Origin of the sequence: Paenibacillus sp. FSL H8-0122 (assembly GCF_038005345.1) — a bacterium.
Taxonomy (GTDB): Bacteria; Bacillota; Bacilli; order Paenibacillales; family Paenibacillaceae; genus Paenibacillus_AQ.
Map to the genome: position 1 here is coordinate 2648182 of NZ_JBBOTB010000001.1, position 24479 is coordinate 2672660.

18 protein-coding genes are annotated in these 24479 nt (G+C 51.3%); all 18 read right to left on the minus strand.

The window, feature by feature from the left end; all coding sequences use genetic code 11:
* Positions 1–118: 118 nt before the first annotated feature.
* The 18 genes from NSS64_RS11700 to NSS64_RS11785 all read right to left on the minus strand — a co-directional run bounded on the left by NSS64_RS11700 (position 119) and on the right by NSS64_RS11785 (position 24425).
* Positions 119–1180, minus strand: coding sequence for a hypothetical protein (locus NSS64_RS11700; RefSeq protein WP_341140175.1), 1062 nt, complete (start codon positions 1178–1180; stop codon positions 119–121).
* A gap of 30 nt (positions 1181–1210) precedes the next feature.
* Positions 1211–2482, minus strand: a complete 1272-nt coding sequence (locus tag NSS64_RS11705) for a hypothetical protein (RefSeq protein WP_341140176.1) — start codon at positions 2480–2482, stop codon at positions 1211–1213.
* Positions 2479–3765 carry an ATP-grasp domain-containing protein gene (locus NSS64_RS11710; RefSeq protein ID WP_341140177.1) on the minus strand — a complete coding sequence of 429 codons (1287 nt, stop codon included), beginning with the start codon at positions 3763–3765 and terminating at the stop codon, positions 2479–2481. Before NSS64_RS11710 ends, NSS64_RS11705 begins: the two co-directional genes overlap by 4 nt.
* Positions 3765–4574 (minus strand): sugar phosphate isomerase/epimerase family protein, encoded by an 810-nt coding sequence (locus NSS64_RS11715; protein WP_341140178.1) that lies wholly within the window; start codon positions 4572–4574, stop codon positions 3765–3767. The genes NSS64_RS11710 and NSS64_RS11715 overlap by 1 nt, the downstream gene beginning before the upstream one ends.
* A 46-nt stretch (positions 4575–4620) precedes the next feature.
* Positions 4621–5613: a hypothetical protein gene (locus NSS64_RS11720; protein WP_339314478.1), complete on the minus strand. Its 993-nt coding sequence runs from the start codon at positions 5611–5613 to the stop codon at positions 4621–4623.
* A 4-nt stretch (positions 5614–5617) separates the two neighbouring features.
* Positions 5618–6760: a hypothetical protein gene (locus tag NSS64_RS11725; protein ID WP_341140179.1), complete on the minus strand. Its 1143-nt coding sequence runs from the start codon at positions 6758–6760 to the stop codon at positions 5618–5620.
* Positions 6757–7014 carry an acyl carrier protein gene (locus NSS64_RS11730; protein ID WP_340940506.1) on the minus strand — a complete coding sequence of 86 codons (258 nt, stop codon included), beginning with the start codon at positions 7012–7014 and terminating at the stop codon, positions 6757–6759. Before NSS64_RS11730 ends, NSS64_RS11725 begins: the two co-directional genes overlap by 4 nt.
* Entirely contained in the window at positions 6998–8542 is a 1545-nt protein-coding gene (locus tag NSS64_RS11735; protein ID WP_341140180.1) for a class I adenylate-forming enzyme family protein, read from the minus strand. The genes NSS64_RS11730 and NSS64_RS11735 overlap by 17 nt, the downstream gene beginning before the upstream one ends.
* Entirely contained in the window at positions 8539–10335 is a 1797-nt protein-coding gene (locus NSS64_RS11740) for an ABC transporter ATP-binding protein (protein ID WP_341140181.1), read from the minus strand. Before NSS64_RS11740 ends, NSS64_RS11735 begins: the two co-directional genes overlap by 4 nt.
* Entirely contained in the window at positions 10322–11695 is a 1374-nt protein-coding gene (locus tag NSS64_RS11745) for a glycosyltransferase family 4 protein (RefSeq protein ID WP_341140182.1), read from the minus strand. Before NSS64_RS11745 ends, NSS64_RS11740 begins: the two co-directional genes overlap by 14 nt.
* Positions 11646–12605, minus strand: a complete 960-nt coding sequence (locus tag NSS64_RS11750; protein ID WP_341140183.1) for a DUF6005 family protein — start codon at positions 12603–12605, stop codon at positions 11646–11648. The genes NSS64_RS11745 and NSS64_RS11750 overlap by 50 nt, the downstream gene beginning before the upstream one ends.
* A 1-nt stretch (position 12606) precedes the next feature.
* On the minus strand, positions 12607–12882 hold the full coding sequence (locus NSS64_RS11755) for an acyl carrier protein (RefSeq protein ID WP_341140184.1): 276 nt from the start codon (positions 12880–12882) through the stop codon (positions 12607–12609).
* 23 nt (positions 12883–12905) lie between these two features.
* Positions 12906–13187, minus strand: coding sequence for a phosphopantetheine-binding protein (locus NSS64_RS11760; protein WP_340993071.1), 282 nt, complete (start codon positions 13185–13187; stop codon positions 12906–12908).
* On the minus strand, positions 13180–14328 hold the full coding sequence (locus tag NSS64_RS11765; RefSeq protein WP_341140185.1) for an AMP-binding protein: 1149 nt from the start codon (positions 14326–14328) through the stop codon (positions 13180–13182). The genes NSS64_RS11760 and NSS64_RS11765 overlap by 8 nt, the downstream gene beginning before the upstream one ends.
* Positions 14329–14594: 266 nt before the next feature.
* The gene (locus tag NSS64_RS11770; protein ID WP_341140186.1) at positions 14595–19940 is read right to left on the minus strand and encodes a sugar-binding protein; all 5346 of its coding nucleotides are present in this window, start codon (positions 19938–19940) and stop codon (positions 14595–14597) included.
* A gap of 303 nt (positions 19941–20243) precedes the next feature.
* A complete protein-coding gene (locus tag NSS64_RS11775; protein ID WP_341140187.1) occupies positions 20244–22220 on the minus strand; it encodes a sigma-70 family RNA polymerase sigma factor in 1977 nt (658 codons plus the stop codon).
* A gap of 468 nt (positions 22221–22688) precedes the next feature.
* Positions 22689–23108 carry an arsenate reductase (thioredoxin) gene (gene arsC / locus NSS64_RS11780; RefSeq protein ID WP_076075075.1) on the minus strand — a complete coding sequence of 140 codons (420 nt, stop codon included), beginning with the start codon at positions 23106–23108 and terminating at the stop codon, positions 22689–22691.
* A 21-nt stretch (positions 23109–23129) separates the two neighbouring features.
* A complete protein-coding gene (locus NSS64_RS11785; protein ID WP_445667839.1) occupies positions 23130–24425 on the minus strand; it encodes an arsenic transporter in 1296 nt (431 codons plus the stop codon).
* Positions 24426–24479 lie beyond the last annotated feature (54 nt).

Here is a 24479-nt window from a genome sequence, read left to right on the forward strand (position 1 = left end):
TACATATTCACAAAACCCGTATTTTGTACATATGTATGTATGGAGATTAAACACCTTCTCCAATTAAAAAAACGCCTGACTAAAAGGCGTTTTTTCATTAGTTATCATTTAGATCATCTCAATTGCATTGGTTACTAACCTCAGTTGCCATTTTCATCGTCTGGACCATGTTATATTCTTTCTTCACAATCTCTTCGAGTTTTACGATAGCTTGATCATGAACATGATTATTAGATGCGATCATTTTAATAACTGTCGTTCTATAAATTTCCCATAAACGACTTAGTTCCACGCTTTGGTCTGCTAACTTCTTATAGAGATTTGTATGGGACGATTGATCTTCCAGTAGCTTAAAAAGCCTGTTATTCTTCTTATGATTCTGTGCAAAAGAACTGCTTCTCAAGGCAAATATGCTGGTATCGTTCAAATGACCTACAAGTTCTTCGAATTCCTCTACATAATCGGTCAACGCTTTTAGTCCCAACTGATAATGAAGACCATATTGCTCAAGAAAAACGACTTTATTATCCAATAGATTGCTTCTGAGTTCTGAGACAAACGAGTCCTGTACTGAAAATTCATGGTTAAAATTCCTTATCGATCCTTCATGCACAGAAACCATGATGAATCTAACTTTTTTGCCGCTTGTCATTAGATATCGGGTAGATTCCATAATGACTTCAAGTGGAGTTTGATAATCGTGCATTCGCCCTGGAGATAAGCAATCTTCAATTACTGTGTATGCCCCCCCACTCGCGCATTTCCCATGAATAAAGGTCGGATGGATAAAATGTATTTTACCGGATTCTCTTCCACTGGAATAAAAAAAGCGGTCCACATCGAGAAAGACATATTTCTTCTTGTCTAAAGCGCTTTGAATCATCTCATCCAGCAAAGGTATATCTGATTGCTCAAGAAGCTGATCCTCAAACCGAAGATAATGATAGAGCTGTTCCGTGTCATATTGAACCTTCGGCAGCATTAATCCTTGATGCAGCAAGCTTTCAAAATTGTCTTCGGGGAATGTCTGGTGGATGAGTTTTTTCCAGTACTGCGTTTTAAAAGTCAGCGGCAGCTTCTCGAACGATGAATGATGACTAATGAGAATCGACATCAAGTTATTATTGACACAATCAAGCCATATGTCATTATAAGGCAAAATCCGATCGGTAGGTGTCACATGGTCAACTCCCTATGATGAACTCACTTATTAGGTGGATAGCCAGCTCACATCATTTAACGTACCGTCAGGGCGAAGCATAACTTCCTTCGGAAGAGCATGAGACAGAAAATGAACATTGCCGCAGGTTAAGCCATAGGCCCCCATATGGGGAAACGCGATCCAATCCCCCGGCTCTAGAGGCGGGAGCATGACGCTGCCTTGCAGCACATCTGCGGGAGTGCACAATTTACCGCAAACATTGTAGGAGACTCGCCCCTCTCCTTCACCGGATTCGTATAGCTTGCGCTCCCCCGCCTTCCAAAGCTGAAGAGGCAGAGGCTGCTTGAAGCTTCGTCCCATCAGGCTGGAAAAAGCCCGATGGTGAGTCCCCCCATCGACAATGGCGAAGGCTTTGCCTTTGGAGAGCTTGGTGTACAGCACTCTGACCGCATAAATCCCCATCGTTGCGGCAATTCGCCGCCCTGATTCTACGAATACCATTTCCAATTCCAGATCCCGGTTGCGCTCTAACTCCCCGGCAAGATACGCCCCGAAAGCTTCAACAGGAAACGGCTCATCACCTTCAAACATGGGAACGCCGAAACCGCCGCCGAGCCCTAAGCATCGAAGCTGCAGGCCGAATTGGTTTCGCACCTGCCGGGTGAGACCGAACATCATCGGAACACTCTCCATATAAAAGTCGAGGTGAAAATTTTGCGTGCCCTGGTACGTATGCAATCCGATAAGCTCTAGCCCTTCAAGGGTAATGGCGGTTTGCACCGCCACATTAATTTCACTGTCGTCGATGCCAAACTGGGAGGCAAGTCCGACCGATGACATCCGCGAGCCTTTGGCTCCAGTAGACAAATTGACCCTTAACATAACGGGAGCGGCAATACCAAGCGCAACAGCTTCATCGTGAATGACGAATAGCTCCGGGATGGACTCCGCATTAATCGCGTAGATCCCATGGCGAAGCACATGATGAATCTCGTCCGCGCTTTTGCCCGGTCCGGTAAACACGATGCTGTTCGGATTTACCCCGTTAGAGCGGGCAAGCTCATATTCCCCAACCGATGCGATTTCGATCGGCGAACCCCAGCCGTTGATGAGACGGCATACCTCCGGATTGGGGTTGACTTTCATGGAATAATATAGCGTCACATCCTTGGGTAAAGCGTCCCGCAGCGAAAAATAATCGGAGGCCAGCCTTCCCTCGTCATATACATAAACGGGTGATCCAAACGGCTCGACTGCTTCCAGCCAAAAGGGTTGGCCCACCTCCTGCTGATTAGACAGTCGTTGTGAAGCCATAGTCATATGACAGCTCCCCTCCATTCCATGATGGCTTCCTCCAGCCCTTGACGGGCAAGCTTCTCAGCTTCATCGTCCACACCCCAGCTCAAAGTCGAGACCCGGCAAGGCCGGATACGGTCTGCCGATTCCCCATCCTGGTGGAAACCATACACGAATGCCCCTCCTTGTTCGGCTGAGATCCTTATCGATGCCACCTTTTCGGAAAATTCTGCAAATTTGGCTCCAGGGTGGAGCTTGAAATCATAGGATTGAGTCTCCATTCTAGGAAACTCGCGTTCGAGCAAGTGCTTGCGAATCTTTAGCAAATACGTGACCATGGTAAGACGGGCGTTGATCTCAATAACCGGTATTAAAGTTCCGTCTTCATCCAGTATGGAGTCTACCCCGATGAAACCCTCGTAGCCCCGGGAATGTAAAGATGTACCCAACTGCTGCAGCTGTCCGGTATAAGCCGCGATCAAGGATTCAGGCAGATCCGGGTGCAAACGGCTCCCCCTGTATACTCCTGCATCCGTAATCCTCTGCTCGGTCATAGCCAGGATCTCGCAATCGGTTCCCCCCAGCCAGAGCTGTGCCGTCAGATGGCGCTCGACCTGATGCCAGCGTTCCACCGTCACAACCGGTTGCCCGCCTCCCCGCGAGATCTGCCTCTCTAAATATCCCAGCAGCATCTCCAAATCCGGGCCCCGATGGATATGGAACAGCGCTTTACCGGAAGAACCGTAAGCGGTTTTTACAACCAGCCGGGCTCCAGGATGCCGTCCCTCCAACTCGGCGCAAGTACGGCGGATTGCGTCAAGCCCTTCGCATATCCTGCCGTCGCTGACTGGAAAGCCGATTTCTTCGCATAATTTACGCGTTGCGATCTTGCTGTTCAGTTCCACGGACAACCGGGCTGGCGGGCCGATCCAGCTCCCTCCGTTTTCCTTGAGAAACTGCTCCTCCTGCTCGTCCATCAAGTAAGGAACAGCAATCCGGTTGCGGAACTCACCCGTATATTCAGACCGTGCGCCAATCGCGATTGATGGTAGTGCTATCTTCTTTTCTTCCAAATAAGATAGGAATTCAGGGTCCGGAGTCTCTTTCAGGAGAACAAGATCCTCCCGGTCAGCCAAATAAATCTGGTAGAGATCCATTTGCGATACGAGCCGATCTCCGGACGCATTGTTAATATGGGGTAAGCGAAGCTCTTGCGCGGCTTTTCCTTGTTCCCAATTAATATTGGAGTACCAGAGCTTCGGTGCACGCGTTCCTGTCAGATGCTCCATATAAGGTGCGTTATTCATTATCCCGTCACCTCCACATTCTCCAGCTTGAGATCAGACTCCAGCCCTTTAAGCCAGCCCAGCTCCGACTTTAAGATTTGAAAGGGTGTGGCTCCGAACCATTCCAGAGATACCGGGGCCCGGGTAGGGTCCAAGATAAGGTGCTTCATTATGGCTTGGCAGTCCATTTCTCCATCGGCCAAGGGTACGATACCTCTGCGGCTGCCGCTCGGAGAATATATATTGTCAGGAGAGAATACTTCGAGCCATTGCCGGGATTCCACATTCTTCAGATGGATATTGACAATCCATGGCTTCAAGCGTTCGTAGGCGGCAAGGGGATCAGCCCCCGATTCCCACATGTGCAGAAAGTCCAAATTCAGCTTCAAGGCAGGGTTATCGGTTTGCCGGAGCAGTTGAAGTGTGGAATCTAAGCCGTCGGCAGCGGTTCCCGGATGAGTCTCAACCACTGTATAGACTCCTTCCCTCTCTGCTGCGGCGCACAGGAGATTTAGACGTTCGGTGCAAAGCTCCCAGTCCTTCTCATCAAGAGATTGACTGCTCAGGTTTCCGGCGAAAATCCTCAGCTTATCTGTGTGGAATGCTTTGGCCGCCTGTACGGTTTCCTGCCATTCCTTAAGCAGAACGTCCATTGGGATATTCCCCATGAGAGGGATATAATCGCTCAGCATGTTGATTTCGAGCCCGTAGCTGAACATTTCGTCCAGCATACCTCCCAGCTCCTGTCCCCGTTGGCGAAGCAAAGCCTTGGCATGCACGCCCCACAGTTCTATACCGTTGAAGCCCGTATCATGAGCATAACGGAGCAACTCCCGGAAGGATACCAGCTCGTGCCGAAAAGAAATCGTGCATAGATTATACTTCAGTCAGATCACCGCCTATTCCATTCATCCAGGCCAGGAATTGAAGTTCCGCATCCCGAATCTCCCGCAGCCTGGCAAGAGCTGAGCGTAGCAGCGCTTCGTCCCCGATGTTTTTGCGGTATTTCACAAGTATGAAATTCAGTGTCGTCCATAACTTCACGATCCCGCTGATCCGGTTCGTCCCTTCCAGCACCTGCCCCTTGTCCATCACGCCCAGCCCGGTAAAGCTCTTCCATATGGAGGAGCGGAGCTTGGTTATGGAAGCAATGCCGATCGAGTTCTGGCTCAACCAGTTCGACGTTTGTTCCGGGCTTAAAGCTAGAGATTCCTGCAAATCCCGGGCAAAGCTGTCCAATGCGGCGGTACCCGAACTGTATTGAGAACGGACATACATTTCGTAGTTTCGCTTGGCTGCATAGGCGAAGATATCACGCTTGCCGGGAGACTCGAACCCCTTCCCTTCTAGATCCGGCTGAAGCTCGTAGTAAATGATTTCCTCCTCTCCCGGCTCCGCCGATGCCCGCATAAGCTCTTCACCGGTCAGGAAGCCGTTGAAATCGACAATGGGATCGAATACTCTGAAGGCGTTACGCACTTCATCGAAGCTGTCTGCGAGGATATAATGCTCGAATCCGCTCTCCGCCATGCCCAGCATATGGGGTGGGAAAAAATCCAGATCGGATGGGCGGCATTTCACTACCGCACGGGTCCCTGACTGAACAGACTGCTTTAGCGCCTCAGGTCCAGTTCCCTTGTAAACCAGATGGATGCCGTACAGAAAGGGCAAGCTTTTGTTCAATCGCACATGCTGGCTCGCCGTAATAATGCGCGAGACATAATTGACATTCCAGTAATCCAGCAGAAACAGATCAGGGTTGGCCCCGGACCGGTATAAGTGGGTCAGGATGCAGGAAGCTGCACATTCCATCGCCGCCAGCTTCAACATTTCCGGCTTGGCAGCCGGCGTATCCGTATGAGACGTCATCTCTTCATTCTCCTTCTTCATTTGAGGAAATACGGCAGACAAAGGACGGTATTTTGCCGCTGACAGGATCGGCTTCGAGCCTTGAGACGGTTTCTATGGACAATTTCACCGGCTTGCCCGCCGCTTGGTGAAGAAAAGCGGATAACTTGGTCTGTACGTCCCCGAACTCGCTTGGCGGGGCTTCAGTCGCCAGCGAGACGGAAAAAGAGGTGTACGTATTCTGTACGATCTGAAATTGACGGACTCCTCTGGCTGCAGCAAGCTCCCAAAAAAACTTGTCCAAATACCGGAAGACGGCAGAATGCACCTGCGCTCCAGGCAGCCGGATCTGGGAGGTTCGGACGGGAAGCAGCCCAAGAAGGAGACGGCCGGTTTCAGGGTCCCTGCGTATACTTCCGATATCCCCTGTCCGGTAACGGACATAAGGCAGACTCCTCATGATCAGCGAGGTGACCAGCACTTCGCCGAATTCCCCCTCCTCTACATGGAGTCCGGAGGCCGAATCGATAATTTCCACATATACGGAGGACTCATCGATTTCCAGTTGGCCGCTCTGGCTGGCGAACGCGATACACCAGAACTCTTCCAGTCCGTAATAGTCTACGCATGGAACGCGGAATACCTCCTCGATCCGTTCTTTCTGGGAGCCATGCAGCGTTTCGCCCCAGTTCTGGGTAAACAGGAGGGAAGACGGCAACGAATATCCCTCGTCACGCATATATTCGGCCAACGCGCAGAGAGCGGAAGCTCTCCCCTGGATAAAATGAGGATCTTCCCTGATCATCAGCTCTGCATAATGTCTAAGAGACCTGGGCTCCGCCAGCAGACGGTTGCTCAGCAGCAGCATCCGGTGCCTGAGCGGCAGCCCCCACTTTTTTCTATGCTTATACAGGGTCAGTGAGAGCTTCCATATCTCCTCCGGGGTTTTCACGCAGCGCAGCGGCACTCCGGTAGTTCCCGAGGTGAACGATTCGATCACCCGCCCCGCATCGGGATGTTCGAAAAGGGCGCGGTTGCCTGCGATTAAGTGTTTGTCTGTAATCGGCAGCTGATGGAAATCAACGTCCGTATAAGGGTTATAAAACGGGTACGTCCGGCGCAATTCGCCGGCCAGCTCTTGCAAATGGGCCGGGGTGAACACCTTCATGAAGCCACCTTGCGTTCTACAAAATGCAATACGGCCTGGACGCTTCGGAACGATTCCGGGCGAATATCGTCCACCTCCAGCTCAAAGCCGAATGTATCCTCCAGAGCCGACAGAAGCTCCAGGATTTGAATGGAGTCGATTCCCAGATCATCTACCAAAGCCTGGTCCAGCTCGACCTCGCTTGTTTGCCTCTTGGCCACAGCGGCTATCGTTTCTCTCACCTTAAAGAGTATATCTTCATGCTCTATGGACATGTTCTTCCTCCTTCACCATAGATTTCAGGGCTTTGCGATCCAGCTTTCCGCTGGCTGTTCTGGGCAGAGCCGTAACGAAGCGGAATTCCCTGGGACGCAAGGCCGGGGATAACCGTTTTACGCACCAGACATGCAGTTCCGGGCTGCTGACAGGCTCTGTGGATGCTTCGGATACGATCACGGCAATCAGACGATGTCCCCATTGAAGGTCTTCTACGGCCGACACCGCAGCGTCCGACACCCCAGGCAAGCTTAACAGGACGCTTTCGACCGCTTCCGGATACACCGTGTGTCCCCCGACAAGCAGAGCGTTATCGGTTCGCCCGGTCAAGTGCAAATATCCATCCTCGTCGAGATACCCGGTATCCCGGGTGTGCAGGCCAAGCGGGCCTAAGATCTCGCGGGTGCGATCCGGATCGTCATAATAGCCGATCATCACATTCGGCCCCCGAACGACCACCTCTCCACTCTCCCCTGTTGCCGCCTCCCTTCCGCCTTGAACGATGGCCAGCTCGACGCCGTTAATGGGTATCCCGGCGGATTGCGGTTTCGTCCTCAACTGAGCGTAGGGCAAATACGAGACGCGCGGAGAGGCTTCGGTCAGTCCATAGGAGGGCGTCAGCCGCACGTGAGGCAGACGGTCAGCCAAACGAAGCAGCATGACGGCAGGCATCGGGCCGCCGACAATGAGTATCTGCCGGAGCGTGATTAGATCCTCCGCCGCCCATTTGGCGGAATGGATTAGAGGCAGGATCGCAGACGGCACAGTGCATAAGAAGGTCACCTTGTTCGTACGGACGCACTGGATCATCTCGAAGGGATGCACGAAGCCCCCGCTTAGAACAAGATTGGCTCCAGAGGCCATGGCTGCTAACCATTCCCCAACAATTGTCGAGCAATACCCCAGGGACTTCGAGAGCAGAACGATGTCCTCGTCGCACAGAGTCGTGTACTCCAGGATCGCGTCCACATTGGACAGCATGTTGTGGTCGCTCAGCATGATCCCCTTCGGCTCTCCCGTTGAACCGGAGGAGAGGAATATCATACGCGCGGCCTCTGGCGGCGTGTACCGGCGTACCGGCCGCGGAGCGGCGCTGATTCCTGCAACCGGTCCGCTTGCCATACCTGCATACAGGCAGAATGGCAACTCTTCCCCTTGCATGTTCCATTCCGCAAGGATTGGAAGCTTCTCTTCAGAGACGAACACCGCTTCGGGTTCAAATTTGCGGATGAGGCGAAGCATGTCCTGTCCTGGCATGTAGCTGTGGATGGGGAGCGGAATGCCTCCCGCCAAAATGACTGCCCCAATGACAGCCAGACACTCCGGCGTCGGAGCCATCCAGACGGCCCCGATAAAATTCGGACGCAGCTGCTCCTGCTTCAGCCGTTCAGCGAGAAGGTCCATGCGGTTTCCGAGTTCCGCATAGCTTGTCCAATCGGACTCGCCGGTTCGTGCCGCGTAAGTGATTCCCCGGTCATGCCTTCGTGCACGTTGAAACAATTCCCTGAGGGTGCCTGTGCCATTCATACCGGAACCCCCTCTTTATAAGATGCCTGTCCGGCCACAGAGGTATCGCGCTCGAAGGTCGATGCCATAGCATAATACTCAGCCGATTGCTTCATGAGCTCTTCGTGGTCGCCTTCCGCCACCAGACAACCGTTCTCCATCACCAGAATACGGTCCGCGTTCATAATGGTTTGCAGGCGATGGGTGGCTACCAGAATCGTCTTGCCCGCCATGACTTGGCGTATGGAATCCATAAGTTCAATCTCCGTAAGCTGGTCCAAGGCGGAGGTCGGTTCGTCCAGGATAAGAATATCGGGATTGTGTAAAAGGGCACGCGCAATAGCCAGCCTCTGCCGCTGTCCGCCGGATAGCTGGAAGCCTTTATGGTCAATCTTCGTGTGGAGTCCTTCCGGCAGCTGATCCAGCAGAGCTCCGAGCCGCGCATTCAGGGCTGCTTGCATAACCATTTCCTCCGTCGCGTCCAGCTTCCCGACAGCAATATTTTCCATAAGGGTACCACGGAACAAGTAAGGCTCCTGGAACACGATGCCAATCTTGCGGCTAATCGCGCTGCGGGTCATCTCCTCCAGATTCTGTCCGCCAATTCGAATTTCACCTTCGAGAACGGGCATCATCCCGATAAGTGCCCGGAAAAGGGTAGATTTCCCGGACCCGCTTCGCCCGACGAAAGCATACACCTTGCCCGGAGACAGCGACAGGGACAGATCCTTCAAGATTTCTGTTCCACCGTACCCGACGCGCAGATTGCACACTTCGATACCGGACGGCGTTGCTTCAAGCTGAGGCTCCCTTGCAGGAGAAATCTGCTTCCTCTCGTTTTCCGAATAGCGGTCGATCGGGGTCTGGATAAATTGCTCGATTCTGCCCATTGCAACCTCTGCGCCTTGAAGCTCTCTGAAAAAGTTGTTAATCTGCTGTACCGGATTCAGAGCGTTTTGCAGATAGGTTACGGAAGCAACCATCATGCCAACGGTCATCATTTGCTGGAGCACCTGATCGCTGCCGATCCAATAGATGGCAGCCAGGATCAGGCTAATCACGAAACCGCTGATTTGAAACGACATAACGGCATACAGCGTTTCCCGGGTGCTGGCCTTCACCAGCCCCTTGTACATCGTTTCATTCCGCTTCTGTTCCCATCCCTCTAGTCCTAAAGCCCGGATTTCTTGCGAACTTTCGATCGCTTCATAGAGATAGGTTCCGATCTCTTCATTATGGGTTCGAACGGCGGACGAATAACGCGCCACAGGGTTGCGGAACAGCCCTGGCACCCATAAGAGGAAGGGGATGCTAAGCGTCGCAACGATGCCAAGCCGCCAGTCCATAGAGTACAGGATTCCGAGGGATATCAGCATCATAAACAATTGTGAGGTAATCTCGACCAGGATGTGGTTGAGGAAATTCCCCATCGTAGCGGTATCCATCCCGAGCAAGGCCGAGAATTTCCCGGGGCCTTCCTTCTGAATTTCCGGAATGGGGATCTGCCGGACATGCTTCAACAGCTCGTTCCGGATATCCAGCATATTACAGATGCCCAGGTAGCGGAACAGACCTACCCGGATAAACAGGAACACGATGGAGAGAACGCCTATTCCCAAGGAAAGGCTAAGCAGCGGGACAATCAGCTTACGGTTTCCGCCAATCAGCACGTGGTCGATCAGATAGGCGAAGATTAAGGGCTGAAGCATGACGAGTCCCAATTGCAGGAACGTGCAAACATAAGCGATCAAGGTTAAATTCCATTTGATCTTCACGTAGGGAGCAAGACGTCGGAACAGTTTAAACGTGTGCATGATGGTTCCTCCCGGCAAAATGTTGAATAAGCGGCTTCACCCTGCGCATCCATTCCTCCGTGTCACCCTGCGGCTGCCAATCCAGAACCGACAGCGGCGATTCACTCAAACAGCCTGTCGCTTCCAATAAGCTGCAATGATAGATTTCGTTCAGCGTTCTCATAGATGATTCCAGCAGGGCGGTCTCCTCCGCCTCACCTGCTATCTGTCTAAGGGGAGTATTCAGGAGCCTCCTGATCTGCGGCATGATGATTCGATAGTCGTACATTAGAGCGCCACGCCGCGCTCCTTGCGAGAGATTGCCGTGAAGCTTCTCATCCAGCAGAACCCCGGTGCAGCTGCGGACCAGCCCGTCCAGATCTATCTTCGGATGTTCACCGGACCAATCTACCTGGACGAAGCAACCGTCCTCGCCGTCAACAAGCAGCTCCCGGAAACCGTCCCAGTGGGTGCAGACCACAGGAAGACCGTGAGCTTTCGCTTCCAGGAGGTTGAAGCCAAACGTCTCTCCCGGATCGGTAGAGAGGTTGACCAGAAGCCTGGATTCCCGGAACAGGCGGTCTTTCTCACTCCCGTGGACGGGACCTGTAAACTCCACGGTTTGCTCCAGTCTATATTCCGCTACGATGGCTTCAAGCCGTTCTTTATACCGGTCCGCTTCCTGCAAGGACCCCGTATATTCTCCGGCAATCGTCAATACAGTGTCCGGGACACGCTGCTTTATTGCCGCCATAGCCTCTAAGAGCACATGAATGTTCTTTACCTCTTCCAGCCGGCCGATGGATAACAGACGTTTACCGGCAAGCGGCCGAACCGGCTCCGCAGCCAGCAAGGTGTCGATGCATAACGGGATCTTATGAGCATGCGCATACCGGGGTGAGAGATTAACCAGCGCCTGTCTGCAAGATTCCGTACTGGCAAGCAGCACATCCTGTTCTGTAATCCAAGGCGCACAGGACAGCCAGGTTGTCAGCCAACGGGCGGATGCGACGGAATGGGCGATAACCATGAAGCGAAGCGGAAGCTTGGCGAAGCTCCGAACCAGCATCAGGAAAGGCATGAAATAAGGAGCGTTCACATACAGCGTATTGATTCCGTATTCCTCGCATAATCGGGCCAGCCGCTCCGACGCTTGCGGAAGCGAAGACATCGGCTGCTTGGAGAAATGGCGAAGCGAACTCCCGAAGATCTTGGCGAAGCGTACCGGCGGAATGCGGATGAGCTCCGTATATTCAGCCAGATACCCTGTCCATTGGTCATCAATCACCCGTTCGTTCAACCGGGGGGAATGGCCGTCGAAGCAGCCCACCCTAGGTCTGCACTCCGCATGCAAATCGGGGTTTCCAGCGATGATAGACATCGATCAATTCCTCCTTCAGCTGTTGCTCCGTCCTGTGCAGCTGCTCCACCTTATCCACCAGCAGTCCGATTTCCCCGGTTCGTCCCGGCATGGATGTACGGATCGCCAGGTATGCGAGCGTACTCCACATTTTTATGAATCCTTCCAGCTGCTCCTGATACAGCTCCGTACCTTGATTAAGCGCTTCCGAAAAATATTGATACAGCAGCCCGTAGCTGTATTTGCGTTTGGCGAGGATGCCGAGCTGGGATAAAGAATCCTTCAAGGTCCCGGGCGGATACATACCCGGCGACTCCACCGTCTGCATAATCCTTCGCCTCACCATGCCGGTTAGCGATCGTTCACCCGGATCGGTCTCTATCGTATCCTCGAAGATTCTCGCCACCTCGTGGGCGTCCGGCGCATGGAGCCATTCGGGATGAAGCAGCAGTCCCCCGCCCAGCTCATTGCTCAGAAAAGCATCGTGTACATGGCTTGCGGCCAGTAACCCTTCCCATTCAAAATAGCGGTCGTATACCACGAATTGATTGCCCCGCATTCCGTGTACGATGACAAAATGGGGCTGATGCATGGTTTGAAACGTTCTTTTTTGATAGGGCATATGAAACAGATCGAGCTGTACCAAAACAGGAAGCTCCGGATGACGCCGCAGGACCTCCAGAAACTTCTTCAGGTTGACGAGTTTTTCGGCCCCGTAATCATACCACTCCACGGCCCCTTCCCCGTACAGGCGGGTGAACAGCCGCAAATATTCGGACGGTGTGATGTCCGCTGAGAAATAGGTCAGCTTGCCGTCCTCCGTAACGCTGAATGGCGCGTCCCAAGCACCGATATAGAGCGGACGATCATCCCATCCGGCTTGCTCCAAGCCATAACCGAGTCCGTTCAGAAAGCAATGGGCTTGTTTCACGTCAAGCCCCGGTTTTAACGGCCCGTTTGGCCAATATGCGTTGTGAGATCAAGCGCGCGGTGGCGAAGTTCTCCTGCAGAAGCTCGTCGTCCTCGTAAAAAATGTCGTACTGCTGTTCAATCTGCATCATCAGGTTAACCAGCAGCACCGAATCCACGCCTGCATCCTCTAGCGGTGCGTCCCCATTCAATTCCTCCGCCAGCTCCGGTCTGGAGGTCAAATCGGCCACCCGGACAATTACGAATTGTACGATATCCTGTTCATTCATGTTAGTCATCATATCCATCCTTTTCTATGATCTTAAGATTTGGTTTCCACTTGGGCGATGTGCTCCCCCTTAAGGGCGTGGATGAAATCGACTAAAGAACCGACCGTTTGGAAGACGGCAGGGTCCATCTCCTCCTCGGGCACAGTTACGTTGAACACTTCCTCGATGTATACCACCAATTGGAGTACCATGATCGAATCTACGTTTAAGTCTTCGTACAGCCGGTCTTCCTCTTTAATGACGTCCGGGAGAGAGAGCTCCAATTGTTCGGACATGAGCTGCCTCAATTGAGATACCGTTTGTATCTTATCCATGAATACCATACTCCTCTTCTACCAATTGTTTTCGCATAACCTTCCCTGTACCCGTCTTCGGAATGTCCTCCGTAAAAGCAATAAAGCCCGGAACTTTATAAGCAGGCAGAAACCGCGCGCACCACCTCTTCACCTCCTCCTGAGACAGCGCATCGCCCTTCCGGACGATTCGAGCTTTGACCGCTTCCCCCCAGACGGGATGCGGAGCCTTGTGCACGACAGCTTCCTGAACGCCGTCCAGCCTCCGGATGACATCCTCCACCTCGGAGGGAGCTACCTTCAGTCCTGACACATTAATCAGATCATCCATCCGGCACTGAACATGAAGCCTGCCGCCGAGCCAATATCCCATATCTCCGGTATGAATCCGGCGTCCGCCTGTGGCAATGATGATTTCATCCGGCTGATCCCGGGTTCCGGCCCTTTCAATGGCCATATGCTCCAGTAACATCCCGGCATCCGTAGAACCGGAGGGCCGGCCGCCAAGCGAGATGCAGCCCGCCTCAGAGCACCCGTATTGCTGGATCACCTCCACACCTGCACCCCCAAGCCTGTTCAGCAGTTCTGCAGACATCGGGGAACCAGAGGATACCATCTTTCTAAGCAGCACCTTCTCTCTCATCAGACTGAGCAGAATTTGAAAGAGGAAGGGCACCGCATACACCACATGGCGATCATGCTGCTGCATGAGATGCAGGGCGAACTTGGGGTTCTTGTCCGTCACGATAACCGGCTCGACTCCGCGCTTCAGTGCGGAAAGCATGCCTGTGATGAATCCAAAGGAATGGGAGACGGGCACCAGAATGATCGGTTTATCCTCCCCGCTGCAGGGCAGCAGCTTGTTGTAGGCCTCAATTTCCATTTGCACATGAGACCAAGACCGTTCAACTAGCTTGGGAGCGCCGGTCGTGCCGGAGCTGAATTGAAGCAAGGACGGCTCCCCATTCATCCGATCCAGGCGTGAGTGTAGCGGGTGAAAGACGGCGCTGCCTCCTGCTTCGGTCAGCAGACCCGTACAGCCTGCGTCTTCGGCTTGACGGAGAGCGCTTTCAATCGGGGTATCGCCGTTGATCAGAAGCACCGAACCCTCATTCCTGATAATCAGCTCCGTGGCGGCCAGAATATTCGCCGGTTCCTTCATGCATACAGCTGTCCGCCGTTCCTTCCAAACCGAGGAACCCAATAATGCGTATATCGCATTTATTCGGCGTTCCAGTTCATTCTGGTCATAATGTTCTTTATTAACTATGAACATGGGGTCTCCTTTCCCATGAGATTTATTTACTTCTTTAGGTATTTTCGCCACATATCGACGTTTTCCTTCTCTTGTAATCAGGATTGCTGAAAAAGACCCTTCCGGCTGGATCTTGCCCAGCCGGAAGGGTCCGCATGTTTCTGTTTACGCTTTTACTTAGCCAGATATTCGATGAGCTTTATAAAGATAGCAGCTACTTCAGCGCGGGTGGCGGTAGCTTGGGGGGCAAAGAAGTTGTTCGGCTTGCCTGATACAATTCCGATGCCCTGCTGTGCCTGAACGGCCTTCAACGCCCATGAGCTGATCTGACTCTCGTCCGCAAAGGATTTAGATTGGCTTTCAGGTATCTCATAGCCCTTGTACTTCATGTAATTGTACAGCATCACCAGCATCTGCTCGCGTGTCAACGGTGAATTGGGTTCAAACAGGTCTGCGTTTATACCGTTGACTATGCCGCTTTCGGCCGCCCACTCGATTGCCGCCGTGTACCACTGCCCATCCGTCACGTCGCTAAAACGGGAATTCGTGTAGCCGGAGCGGTTAACATTCTCCAGATTGGCCAGTACCTGCACGTACATCGCACGCGTCATTGAAGTGCCCGGTGAGAACGTCGTGTACGTCGTGCCGTTGAAAAGACCGTATGTGTAGGCGGAGTTTACGTAGCTGTAGAACCAGTCGTCCATGTTGACATCCCTGAATGGATTGCCAGACATCACGAGGAAGCCCAGCGGGGTGTCGTCATCGAACACAAATTCCGTACCCTCATGGATGTTCAGCGACATGCCTTTGTCTAAGCCGGCACTCGCGCCGCCGTGTAGTGTTACTTCGGCGCTCTTGCCCGCCGGAAGTGTCACCTTACCTTTTGAGTCTATCGTCGTGCCTTCGGGTACCTTAATCTTCGTCCCGCCCTTGGTCACAATCTCGCCGCCGCCGGGCAGGTTGGTGTTGCCGTTCTTGTCCGTGACCGCAGGCTTATCCTTCGGTGTGTTCACTGTGTAGGTCGGCTTCAACGATCCAGTGACTGTCCCGGTGCTGGTATTGCCTGTATTGCTGGTATTGCCTGTATTGCTGGTATTGCCAGTGTTGCCCGTATTGCCACCAGAAGGATTGGGTACGCTCGTTTTTCTCTGCGCGAACATCCAATCAAAGACGTCAGTGTAGTTATTGTTCCAAGTCGGCAACTTAGAGGACTGCGCCGTAGGCTTAAGGCTCCACTCCTTGTTGGAACCTACATTGGACAAAGTATCCGTGTAGCCTGAAATATTGTTCCACAGAACTGAAGCTTCCATCTCATGGCCGGAAGGAATCCAATTGGTTCCATTAACAGGTGCTTCCGCCTTTGTCCATTGGTCATAAGGCCAAACGAATATTTCATTTCTGTCGATGAACGTGTGCCTGGAGTTTTCCAATAGGGGCATTATATTCGCTATATAAGTTTCCGCCCCTGTTTTTATTGTTGAAGAATCAGTTGTGTTAACGAATGACCAGTATGCAAAGTTTTTAAGCGTTTCTGCTTGTTTCGCGTTGATTGATGGTGGAAAAGACATAGGCGCTGCGGCTGCGAGCAAATCGGGATATGTCGTCAAGAAAGTATTCGTATAAGCGGATCCCATAGAGAAGCCTGCCATGTAAATACGGTTGGGGTCAACAAGTCCCTTGCTTACCAGATCATCGATATAAGCCTTTAAGGTAGCGGGTGTTGCCTGAACGTTGTTTTGAGCCCGCAAAGCGATTATATGACTGGCGTATTTAGAGTTCTTCTCCATTTTCTTCATAAGCGCGGTGGCTCCGTTGGCGGACCTGATGGGCGCAAAGGTATCCCCGTCCTGTGTACCGCCGCGGGTAGAACCGTGAGCATAGATGTAAAGGGGAAGCCCTTTTACCGGAGCGCCGTTGCCGTCCTTATGAATATAGAGTCCATACTGCATCGCGTCCGCTTTGTCAATTTTGGGACCCACTTCAAATTTGTCGATGATTTCATTGACGGTACCTGACTGTGCGAAAGCCGACTTAATAATGGCAGCCTTGCCATCAAGCTTGATATCGCCACTAGATACAATGTTGTAATTCTGGACGGTGGATTTGGATGCTTCCAAAGTGGACTGTCCGCCGGTTAATGTCCAAAATTCCAATTCTACAACGATGTAGCGGCCTTTAGTAAGTCCAGCTTGATAATCAGGGGAGTTCTGGTTCACACCCTTATACCCTCTGGGTCTAGGTTGGTCATTGACGTATACTCTATTGACGGTGCGTGTGCCTTGATATGCCAGGCTACCGTCGAACAAAGTATTCCTCGCCGATACTGTAAACAGGTTTGAACTAAGGCCGGCACCCACAGCTTCATTTCCCGCACCCAGATCAATGATAACAGCTGTGGTAAATTCTCCGGTGGCAAAGTTATCATTGTATACGATAAAGTTAAGTAACGTTGCGGCCGGATCGGGTTTGAAGGTAACATGGATTACCTTGTCATCGGTGTTCACGTTATTCAAGGTATAGGTATTGTTTGCAATCTCTACAGACTCTCCATTTACAGTTACAGTATCCACGACATAACCGCCGATCGGAGTGAATGTAAAGGATTGGCTTCCGCCGTCAGCTACCCGAATCAAGCCGGATGGCGAGATGGTGCCGTTTAATCCTGCCGTGGCGTTAACGGGGTGTCTGGTTACCGTGGAGCTCCCAAGCAGCAGCAAGCTATTCTTGAAGCTGTCAGAACTGCCATAACCCGCGTCGGGCTTACCTAAAGCGGATACAACCTCATAACGGTCATTGCCTGCACCCGTTGAGTTATTGATATACACATCAAACGTAATCGGGGAATTGCTTGTGAATTCAATGGTTCTTCTAGGTATCTTCACTTCCGCGATATACCCGGTATCCGTTCGTGTAACTGAACCGTCGCGGCCCTCAGCGGCTTGACCTGAGAAAATACCGCTTGCGCCAATACGCCACTGGTTTGAGCCACTTTTTCCGTCACCGACATAAAATTCCACGCTGTCGGTCATGTACTCAGTGCCAGGCGTGTGACCGGTGCACACATTTGGATCTGTAACCACAACGCGTGCATACAGGAAGTCTTCGTCCCAAAATACTTTGGCTTTGCCGGTGGCCTTGGGGCCTATCTTCTGGTCGGGTGCGCTACTGTTGTTGATGTCAAACGCTGCAGCTTGTTCCCACAGTTTGTCGTTAGTACCCAATACAGGTGAACCGTATCCGGCAACAGGCCGATGGTTTGCTGTGGTCTGCGCGAACATCCAATCAAAGACGTCAGTGTAATCATTGTTCCAAGCCGGCAAGTTAGAGGACTGCGCTGTTGGCGCTATGCTCCACGTCCCCATCGTTATGTCATTGTAAAGAACAGCCGCTTCAACTTCATGCGCCACCGAATCACTCAGGGCAGGTGAATGGTTCGGATCCGGTTTCTGATTCGGCTGTTCAAATTGATTGTAAGGCCAGGTAAGAGCCTCATTGCTCTCAAAGCGCGAAGCTTTCGCGTTGATCATTTTTGGCATATTGGTGTTTATGAAGTTAGCGAGGTTAGTCTGGTATACTCCAACGTTATACTCATTGATAAACATCCAATAGGCCAGGTTGGTGTGAACGTAGTTGGCGTTCGCGTTCGGTGAGCCGCTTACCGGAGACATAGGTGCGGCGGACGCGAAGAAGCCGGGATAAGCGTTAATTAAGCTGTTCGTATACTGACCGCCCCATGAGAAGCCCGCCGCGTAAATACGGTTAGGGTCTACTGCACCGCTGGCAACCAGGTCATCTATAACCTTCTTAACATTGGCTATGGAGGGAGTACTCGTGCCATTATAGGAAATATTCAGTATATGGCTGGCGTATTTCTCGGGGGACTTTTCCATTTTTTTCATCAGAGCGACCGAGCCGTTCGCGGATTTCATCGCCGCTTTTGGGTCAGTCGCAGCGCTTGTGCCGCCGCGTCCCCTGCCGTGGGTATAGACATACAGCGGCAAGTCCCGCGACACTTCACCGTTTCCATCCTTGTGAAGGTAGAGCGCTCGATTGACCGAATTGCCCGTAGGTGCTGTAAATTGGTCAAGGATCGGATTCACAACTTTGTCCTGTTCAAAAACCGCGTAGTTAAGCGGATCCCCTTCTGTCAGTGGGATCTCGCCGTTTTGGACGACGCTGTAAACCTGTTTTGTTGAGTTCATGTTGCCATCCAGCGTTATATTGCCGCCGCTCTCTGAATAGAATTCAAACTCAACTACGATGTAACGGCCGCGTTCCAGTCCCTCCTGATAATCCGGCGAATGGCTTACCGTCCCCAGATAGCCGCGTACCTTCGGTTCGTCATTGGCGTATACCCTAGTAATCTTGCGCGTCCCTTCAAAGGTTACCGAGTCGCCGTTCAGGGTCGTGTTCCTGGCCGAGACGGTAAACAAGTCCGGATTAAGCTTGGAGCCTTCCGCCGACTTCCCTTCGCCTAAGTCAATGATGACAGCCGTCGTGTACTCGCCACGGGCGAAGTTGTCATTCCATACAATAAAGGGGAGCAACTCCGCGGTCGAATCATTTTTGAATGTCACTTGAAGGGTATGGTTAGCGACAACATTTGAAAAGGTATAAGTGCCATCATCGGATAGAGCTGCGTCCTCTCCGTCTACCTTTACGGTATCTACAATTTTGCCGTAATCGGGGGTAACCGTTAAGGTTGTGTCTGAGCCGCTAGCTATTCTCAGAACATTGCCGGGTGCGTTCGGCGTTATCCGGCCGCCCGATTCCGCCGTGGCGGTGATTGAGAATCTCTCGTCCGCTCCACTAGCGGCAATGAGATTCAGGCTGTTTGTATAAGAAGCGGCATTGTTGTAAGCAGCGTCCGGAGTTCCGAAACAGGAAACGACTTCATAGCGGTCACCGCCCTTTTCCGACGAGTTATTGATATAAATTTCAAAGGTAAACGGACCTGCCTGCAAGTTCAAGGTTCTTTTAGGTATTCTCATCTCCACGATATATCCTGTGTCCGTGATCTCAGTCCACGCAGCTCTGCCCGGAGCGTTTTGCCCTGAAAACACGCCCGTCGCGCTGATGCGCCATTGATTCGCGCCTTGGGTTCCAGCGCCGGCATAAAACTCCAGGCCGTCGTACTGATAATCATTGCCGGGTCCCTGATATAGATTGCTGTCCTCCACGACTACACGGGCATACAGGTAGTCTTGGTCCCAAAGGAGCCTGGCCGTGCCTGTGGAATGGGCCCTGGGGTCGCCGGGCACAGTGCTTTTGTTGATGAGATGCTCCATTGTTAGGGCCCACAGCGGGTCGTCTGACCCGAGTTCGGGAGTTCCATAAATGGCGGTCGGTGTTTCATTTGTCTGCAAGCTTGTAAGAGCTGTAGAACTGCTGTCGCCATTAAGTGCTTCTGTATACTCGTTGTTGTCAGTGGCGGCGGCAAAGCTGGTAGGCATTAGTGACGCCACCATTAGCAAGCAACAGAGGAACGCGAGCGCTCTGCCAAATCGTTTTGACATCATTGAAAATCCTCCTTTTTATCGATCCGTGCACCCACGGCTTACCCCTATCGTAAACACCAAGGCTTCAACAGCTTGCTTCATCGCAGCGGATATATAGCGCTTTCATAATTTCCTCCTCCATAAATTAGTTGTTATTTCACCCTATGTAGAATTTCACAATTTATTCAAGGATCAAGTTTGATTAGATATTCACCAAATTTGCAATAGTACCATGTTCTTGTCCATTAAAACAGAAAACCCACGCTGGGCGCGGGTTCTAATAGTGCTATTTTCTTGTCCACTGACAAAAGATGTTTTTGTTCGTCAGTAAAAAGTATTTTCGTATAATTTCCCCGTATGCGCATCAAGCACTTCGGGCGTCCGCTCGTACTCGCTACCAATCATCCGATACACTAGTTCGTACGGGGCCTCTTCCGCCCTAGCATTGTGCATCCGTTCCCATTGCAGACGCAGCTTGGCCTGTGCCGTCCATCGGAGGATGGCTGTCTGGGAATCAAATGAAGGCACGGTCTCCAGCTTCTTTAACTGTTCTGGCCTTATGGAGGGGGACATCAAACTTTTGACCCTCCCATTAGAGCGGTCAACAGCTAGTTGATAGCATTCATCCCTGACAGATACGTCTTGAACATATACACCAAAGCGAATGATTTCCAAACGATCTTCGTCGTCGGTCTCTTCAGTTAGAAGCTTGAGATACGGCAACATTTCGGCTGCTAGTCCTCGGACATAGTCCATAGCTACTTCTATACATGCGTCTCGATCCCAGGTTAATGGAGCTAGTTGATCTGGCTTAACATGCGAAACAAAGTCAATCAGTTGTCCGGTTTGGCTGTCTACTCGCGCCTTAACCGCTCCCTCCATCTGATCAGCCCAATAGGCCTTCCAAGACCGGTCATTCTTGGCTGGACGCTCTTCATTCTGTTGCTTCCACACCATCAACTTGGTGTTCGAGCCAATATTGTCGTCTTGTACTAACTGAAATTGTTCCTTGTCTACGCCAATCCACTCTTCTAGGCTTCGTGCGGGCGGGAACTCACCTGGCCACTCGTCCAGAGTTCTTGGGTCAGAAGGGACAGCTTCTGCCCTATAGTCTGTCGGAACTTCCTCCTGTGATGATGCAGTATAGATTAGTCCTCTACTTCGGGGGGCGTAAACAAGATGGACCTGATCGTCACCATCCGTGTACACGGCTTTGTCCAATACGCAATATTCCACATGTAGCAAAAAATTCTCCTTCATACACGCCAACTGTTCCTCTTCTGGTGTGATCATGGTTGGGAGTGCTGGCCCTGGAACGGTTCCGTAGTACCTAAATCCGACCACGCGACCGCTGGGGTGAACCATAATGAGGCATCCCGTCTCAGGAAGCGGCAGCCCCATCGCCTTCTGCTGTCGTGTGTACCCAAACATCCCTTCCATCCACTCCATCTCACAATACGGAAAATTACGCAGTGCGCCGGGATAATGATCTTCCAGGAATTGCTCTGCCTGCTGTTTGAGCTCATCCTCAGATAGCCGTGTCCCGTTGTCCAATGAGGCCCAGGAAATGGCATAGTCTAGCAAGTTGCCGTCCCTGGAGAGCGTAGCAGAAACGGCGTCATCACTCCCCGTTTTAACCCATAAGAATCCCGCTTCTCCCTTCCCTGTTCCCCTCATGGTGTTCTCTTGATAATCATTGACGATCAGATCATAATCCGGTGAAACGGCAAACTGGTGCTCTGCCTGTTGTCTTAACTGCAGGCGTAATGTATCCAGGTCTCGTTCGGGAAAATCTTGAGCCATTTCGTTGCGCAAATGCTCCAGCCCCTTCCGTAATTGTGTTTTTACAGTACCTAATGGCATGTCCAGGAGATGGGCGATTTGCTGCTGGGTCAGGTCCTTCTTATATTTTAAGAACAGGAGCTGACGCAGCTTCGGATTCAGACTGGCCAATGCAAGCTCCAGATCCAGGGTTTGATCGATATCATTAACGACCAATGTCTCTTGCGCCTGCGGGTCTTCGCTCAGGTGAACACGCTTGGATTTCTTCAAATGATTGAGCGCCCGGTTCACCACAATTCTGGTAAGCCAGCTCTCAAACGCTTCGGCTTGCTGCAGCGTATGCAGTGACTCATAAGCCTTAACCAGGGCATCCTGAACGATATCCTCCGCATCTTTGGACTCCCGTACATAATGGCGAGCCACTCGGTGCAGCTTATCCGTCCGATCCTTTATAAGAGAAACGAAGGCATCGTGATCTCCGTTTTGTGCGGCGTTGATTTGTTGCTGTGCATCGATCATTGTCGTTCACCTCCTGTTATATAGACAGCTAACTCGGGGGTTTGGATTTAATTAATATAACATTATTCTGGAACTGACCGATCAAGTGACCACCCGCATGCGGTAAGCACGGGTGCCAAAGAGGAGGTCACTCTTGGCGTGTTCCTGCTGAAGCTCCTTCATCCACTGAAGCAGTTCTTCCAGCCCGGTACGGATATTGGAGAACACACAGTCCTTTGTTAGACCACCACATATACATGCTGGGATTCGGGCAGTATTGAACTTCGCTTTATGTGGCAAGCTCGTTTCACCGCCAAGTTATCATCCATGCCAGGCGCACCCAAAAAACCGACCTAGTAATAAAGGTCGGGTTTAATTTGGAATTTTAGCAAAAAAGATCTATTATACTTTACCTTCAATCAGTTCATGATAATTTACCATTATAGTTTCTCTCCTGTCTCATTAGCAGCAGTTACTCCACTATCGTGACTATTCACCCGTTTCAGCAAATTGTTTGATGCGCTCTCCCACTTGATCACGAACCTGCTGGAAGACCGCCCACTTCTCTTCATCTGTTCCTTGCGCTTTTGCCGGATCGTCGAATCCCCAATGCTCACGTTTCACCTGAGGCGGGGTAATGGGACACTTATCTGCTGCATCTCCACATAAAGTAATGACGAGATCAGAGCTGTTCAGCAGCTGCGGATCAATAATATCTGACGTTTGACCTGAGATATCTATACCTACTTCACTCATCGCTTGAACGGCTTTCGGATTCAACCCATGAGCCTCAATGCCTGCACTATACACATTCCATTCATTGCTCAAATATTTCTTGGCCCAGCCTTCGGCCATCTGACTCCGGCAGGAGTTTCCTGTACACAAAAAGTAAATGGTTTTCTTATCCATGAGTCGCATTCTCCTTTGATTTTAAAATAAGGTCAATGTTATATATAGACCAAGCAGTGTGATGAACAGCGTAGGGATGGTCAAAATAATCCCTGTTTTGAAATACGTGCCCCAGGATATCTTTACTCCTTTGGTGGAAAGCACATGCAGCCACAGTAAGGTAGCTAGAGAACCAATCGGTGTTATCTTTGGTCCCAAGTCAGAGCCAATAACATTCGCATAAATTAAAGCTTCCTTAATCAGTCCCGAGGTATTCGTGGCATCAATAGCCAGTGCATCGATCATTACGGTAGGCATGTTATTCATTATGGAGGAAATCACTGCGGCAATAAAGCCCATCCCCATCGTTGCTGTGAACAGCCCATGATCTGCAATGGCCTGGATGGCATCAGCTAATACATTCGTAAGGCCCGCATTTCTCAGACCATATACAACAACATACATGCCGATGGAAAAGAACACAATGGCCCAAGGTGCCCCCTTCACCACTTCTATTGTGGGGACAGCGGGACTTTTCCTTGCCATGAGTAAGAAAAAGATCGCGATGATACCCGCCACGACAGATACCGGAATGTTCAAGAATTCACTGACAAAGTATCCCGCAAGCAGAACCGCAAGTACAAACCAGGATAGCTTAAACATCTGCTTGTCTTTAATAGCCGCTTCAGGTTTTTTTAGCTGGGAGCTATCGAAGTTTCTTGGAATACTTTTACGGAAAAAGAGATAGAGCACAAAGATGCTTGCCCCTAAAGAAAATAAGGTTGGCATTAACATCCGTCCGGCGTATTCCATAAAGGTTAGCCCGAAAAAGTCGGCCGATACGATATTCACCAAATTGCTTACAATCAGGGGCAAAGACGTAGTATCTGCTATAAACCCGCTAGCAATGATGAACGGAAAAACCTTTTTCTCATCAAAATTCAGCGCACGGACCATAGCCAGCACAATGGGTGTTAGAATGAGCGCTGCCCCGTCATTAGCAAAAAATGCCGCTACTACAGCACCAAGAATGATGACATAGATAAACATTCGGGTTCCATTCCCGCTAGCAGCTTTGGCCATATGTAAAGCAGCCCATTCGAAGAATCCAATTTTATCGAGGATTAACGAGATCAAGATGATTGCTACAAAGGCCAGTGTGGCATTCCACACAATCAGCGTAACATCCAGAACATCATTCAAGCTGACGACACCGGCAATTAAAGCGAGTAACGCTCCGCCGCAGGCAGACCATCCAATGGACAACTTTTTAGGCTGCCAAATGACAAAAATCAAAGTGACTATAAATATCAGACTTGCCAGAGCTACCAATGGTATTCCCCCAGTTTATGTCTAAATACCACGCATCCGAACACTCCCTTCAAAGAGTTA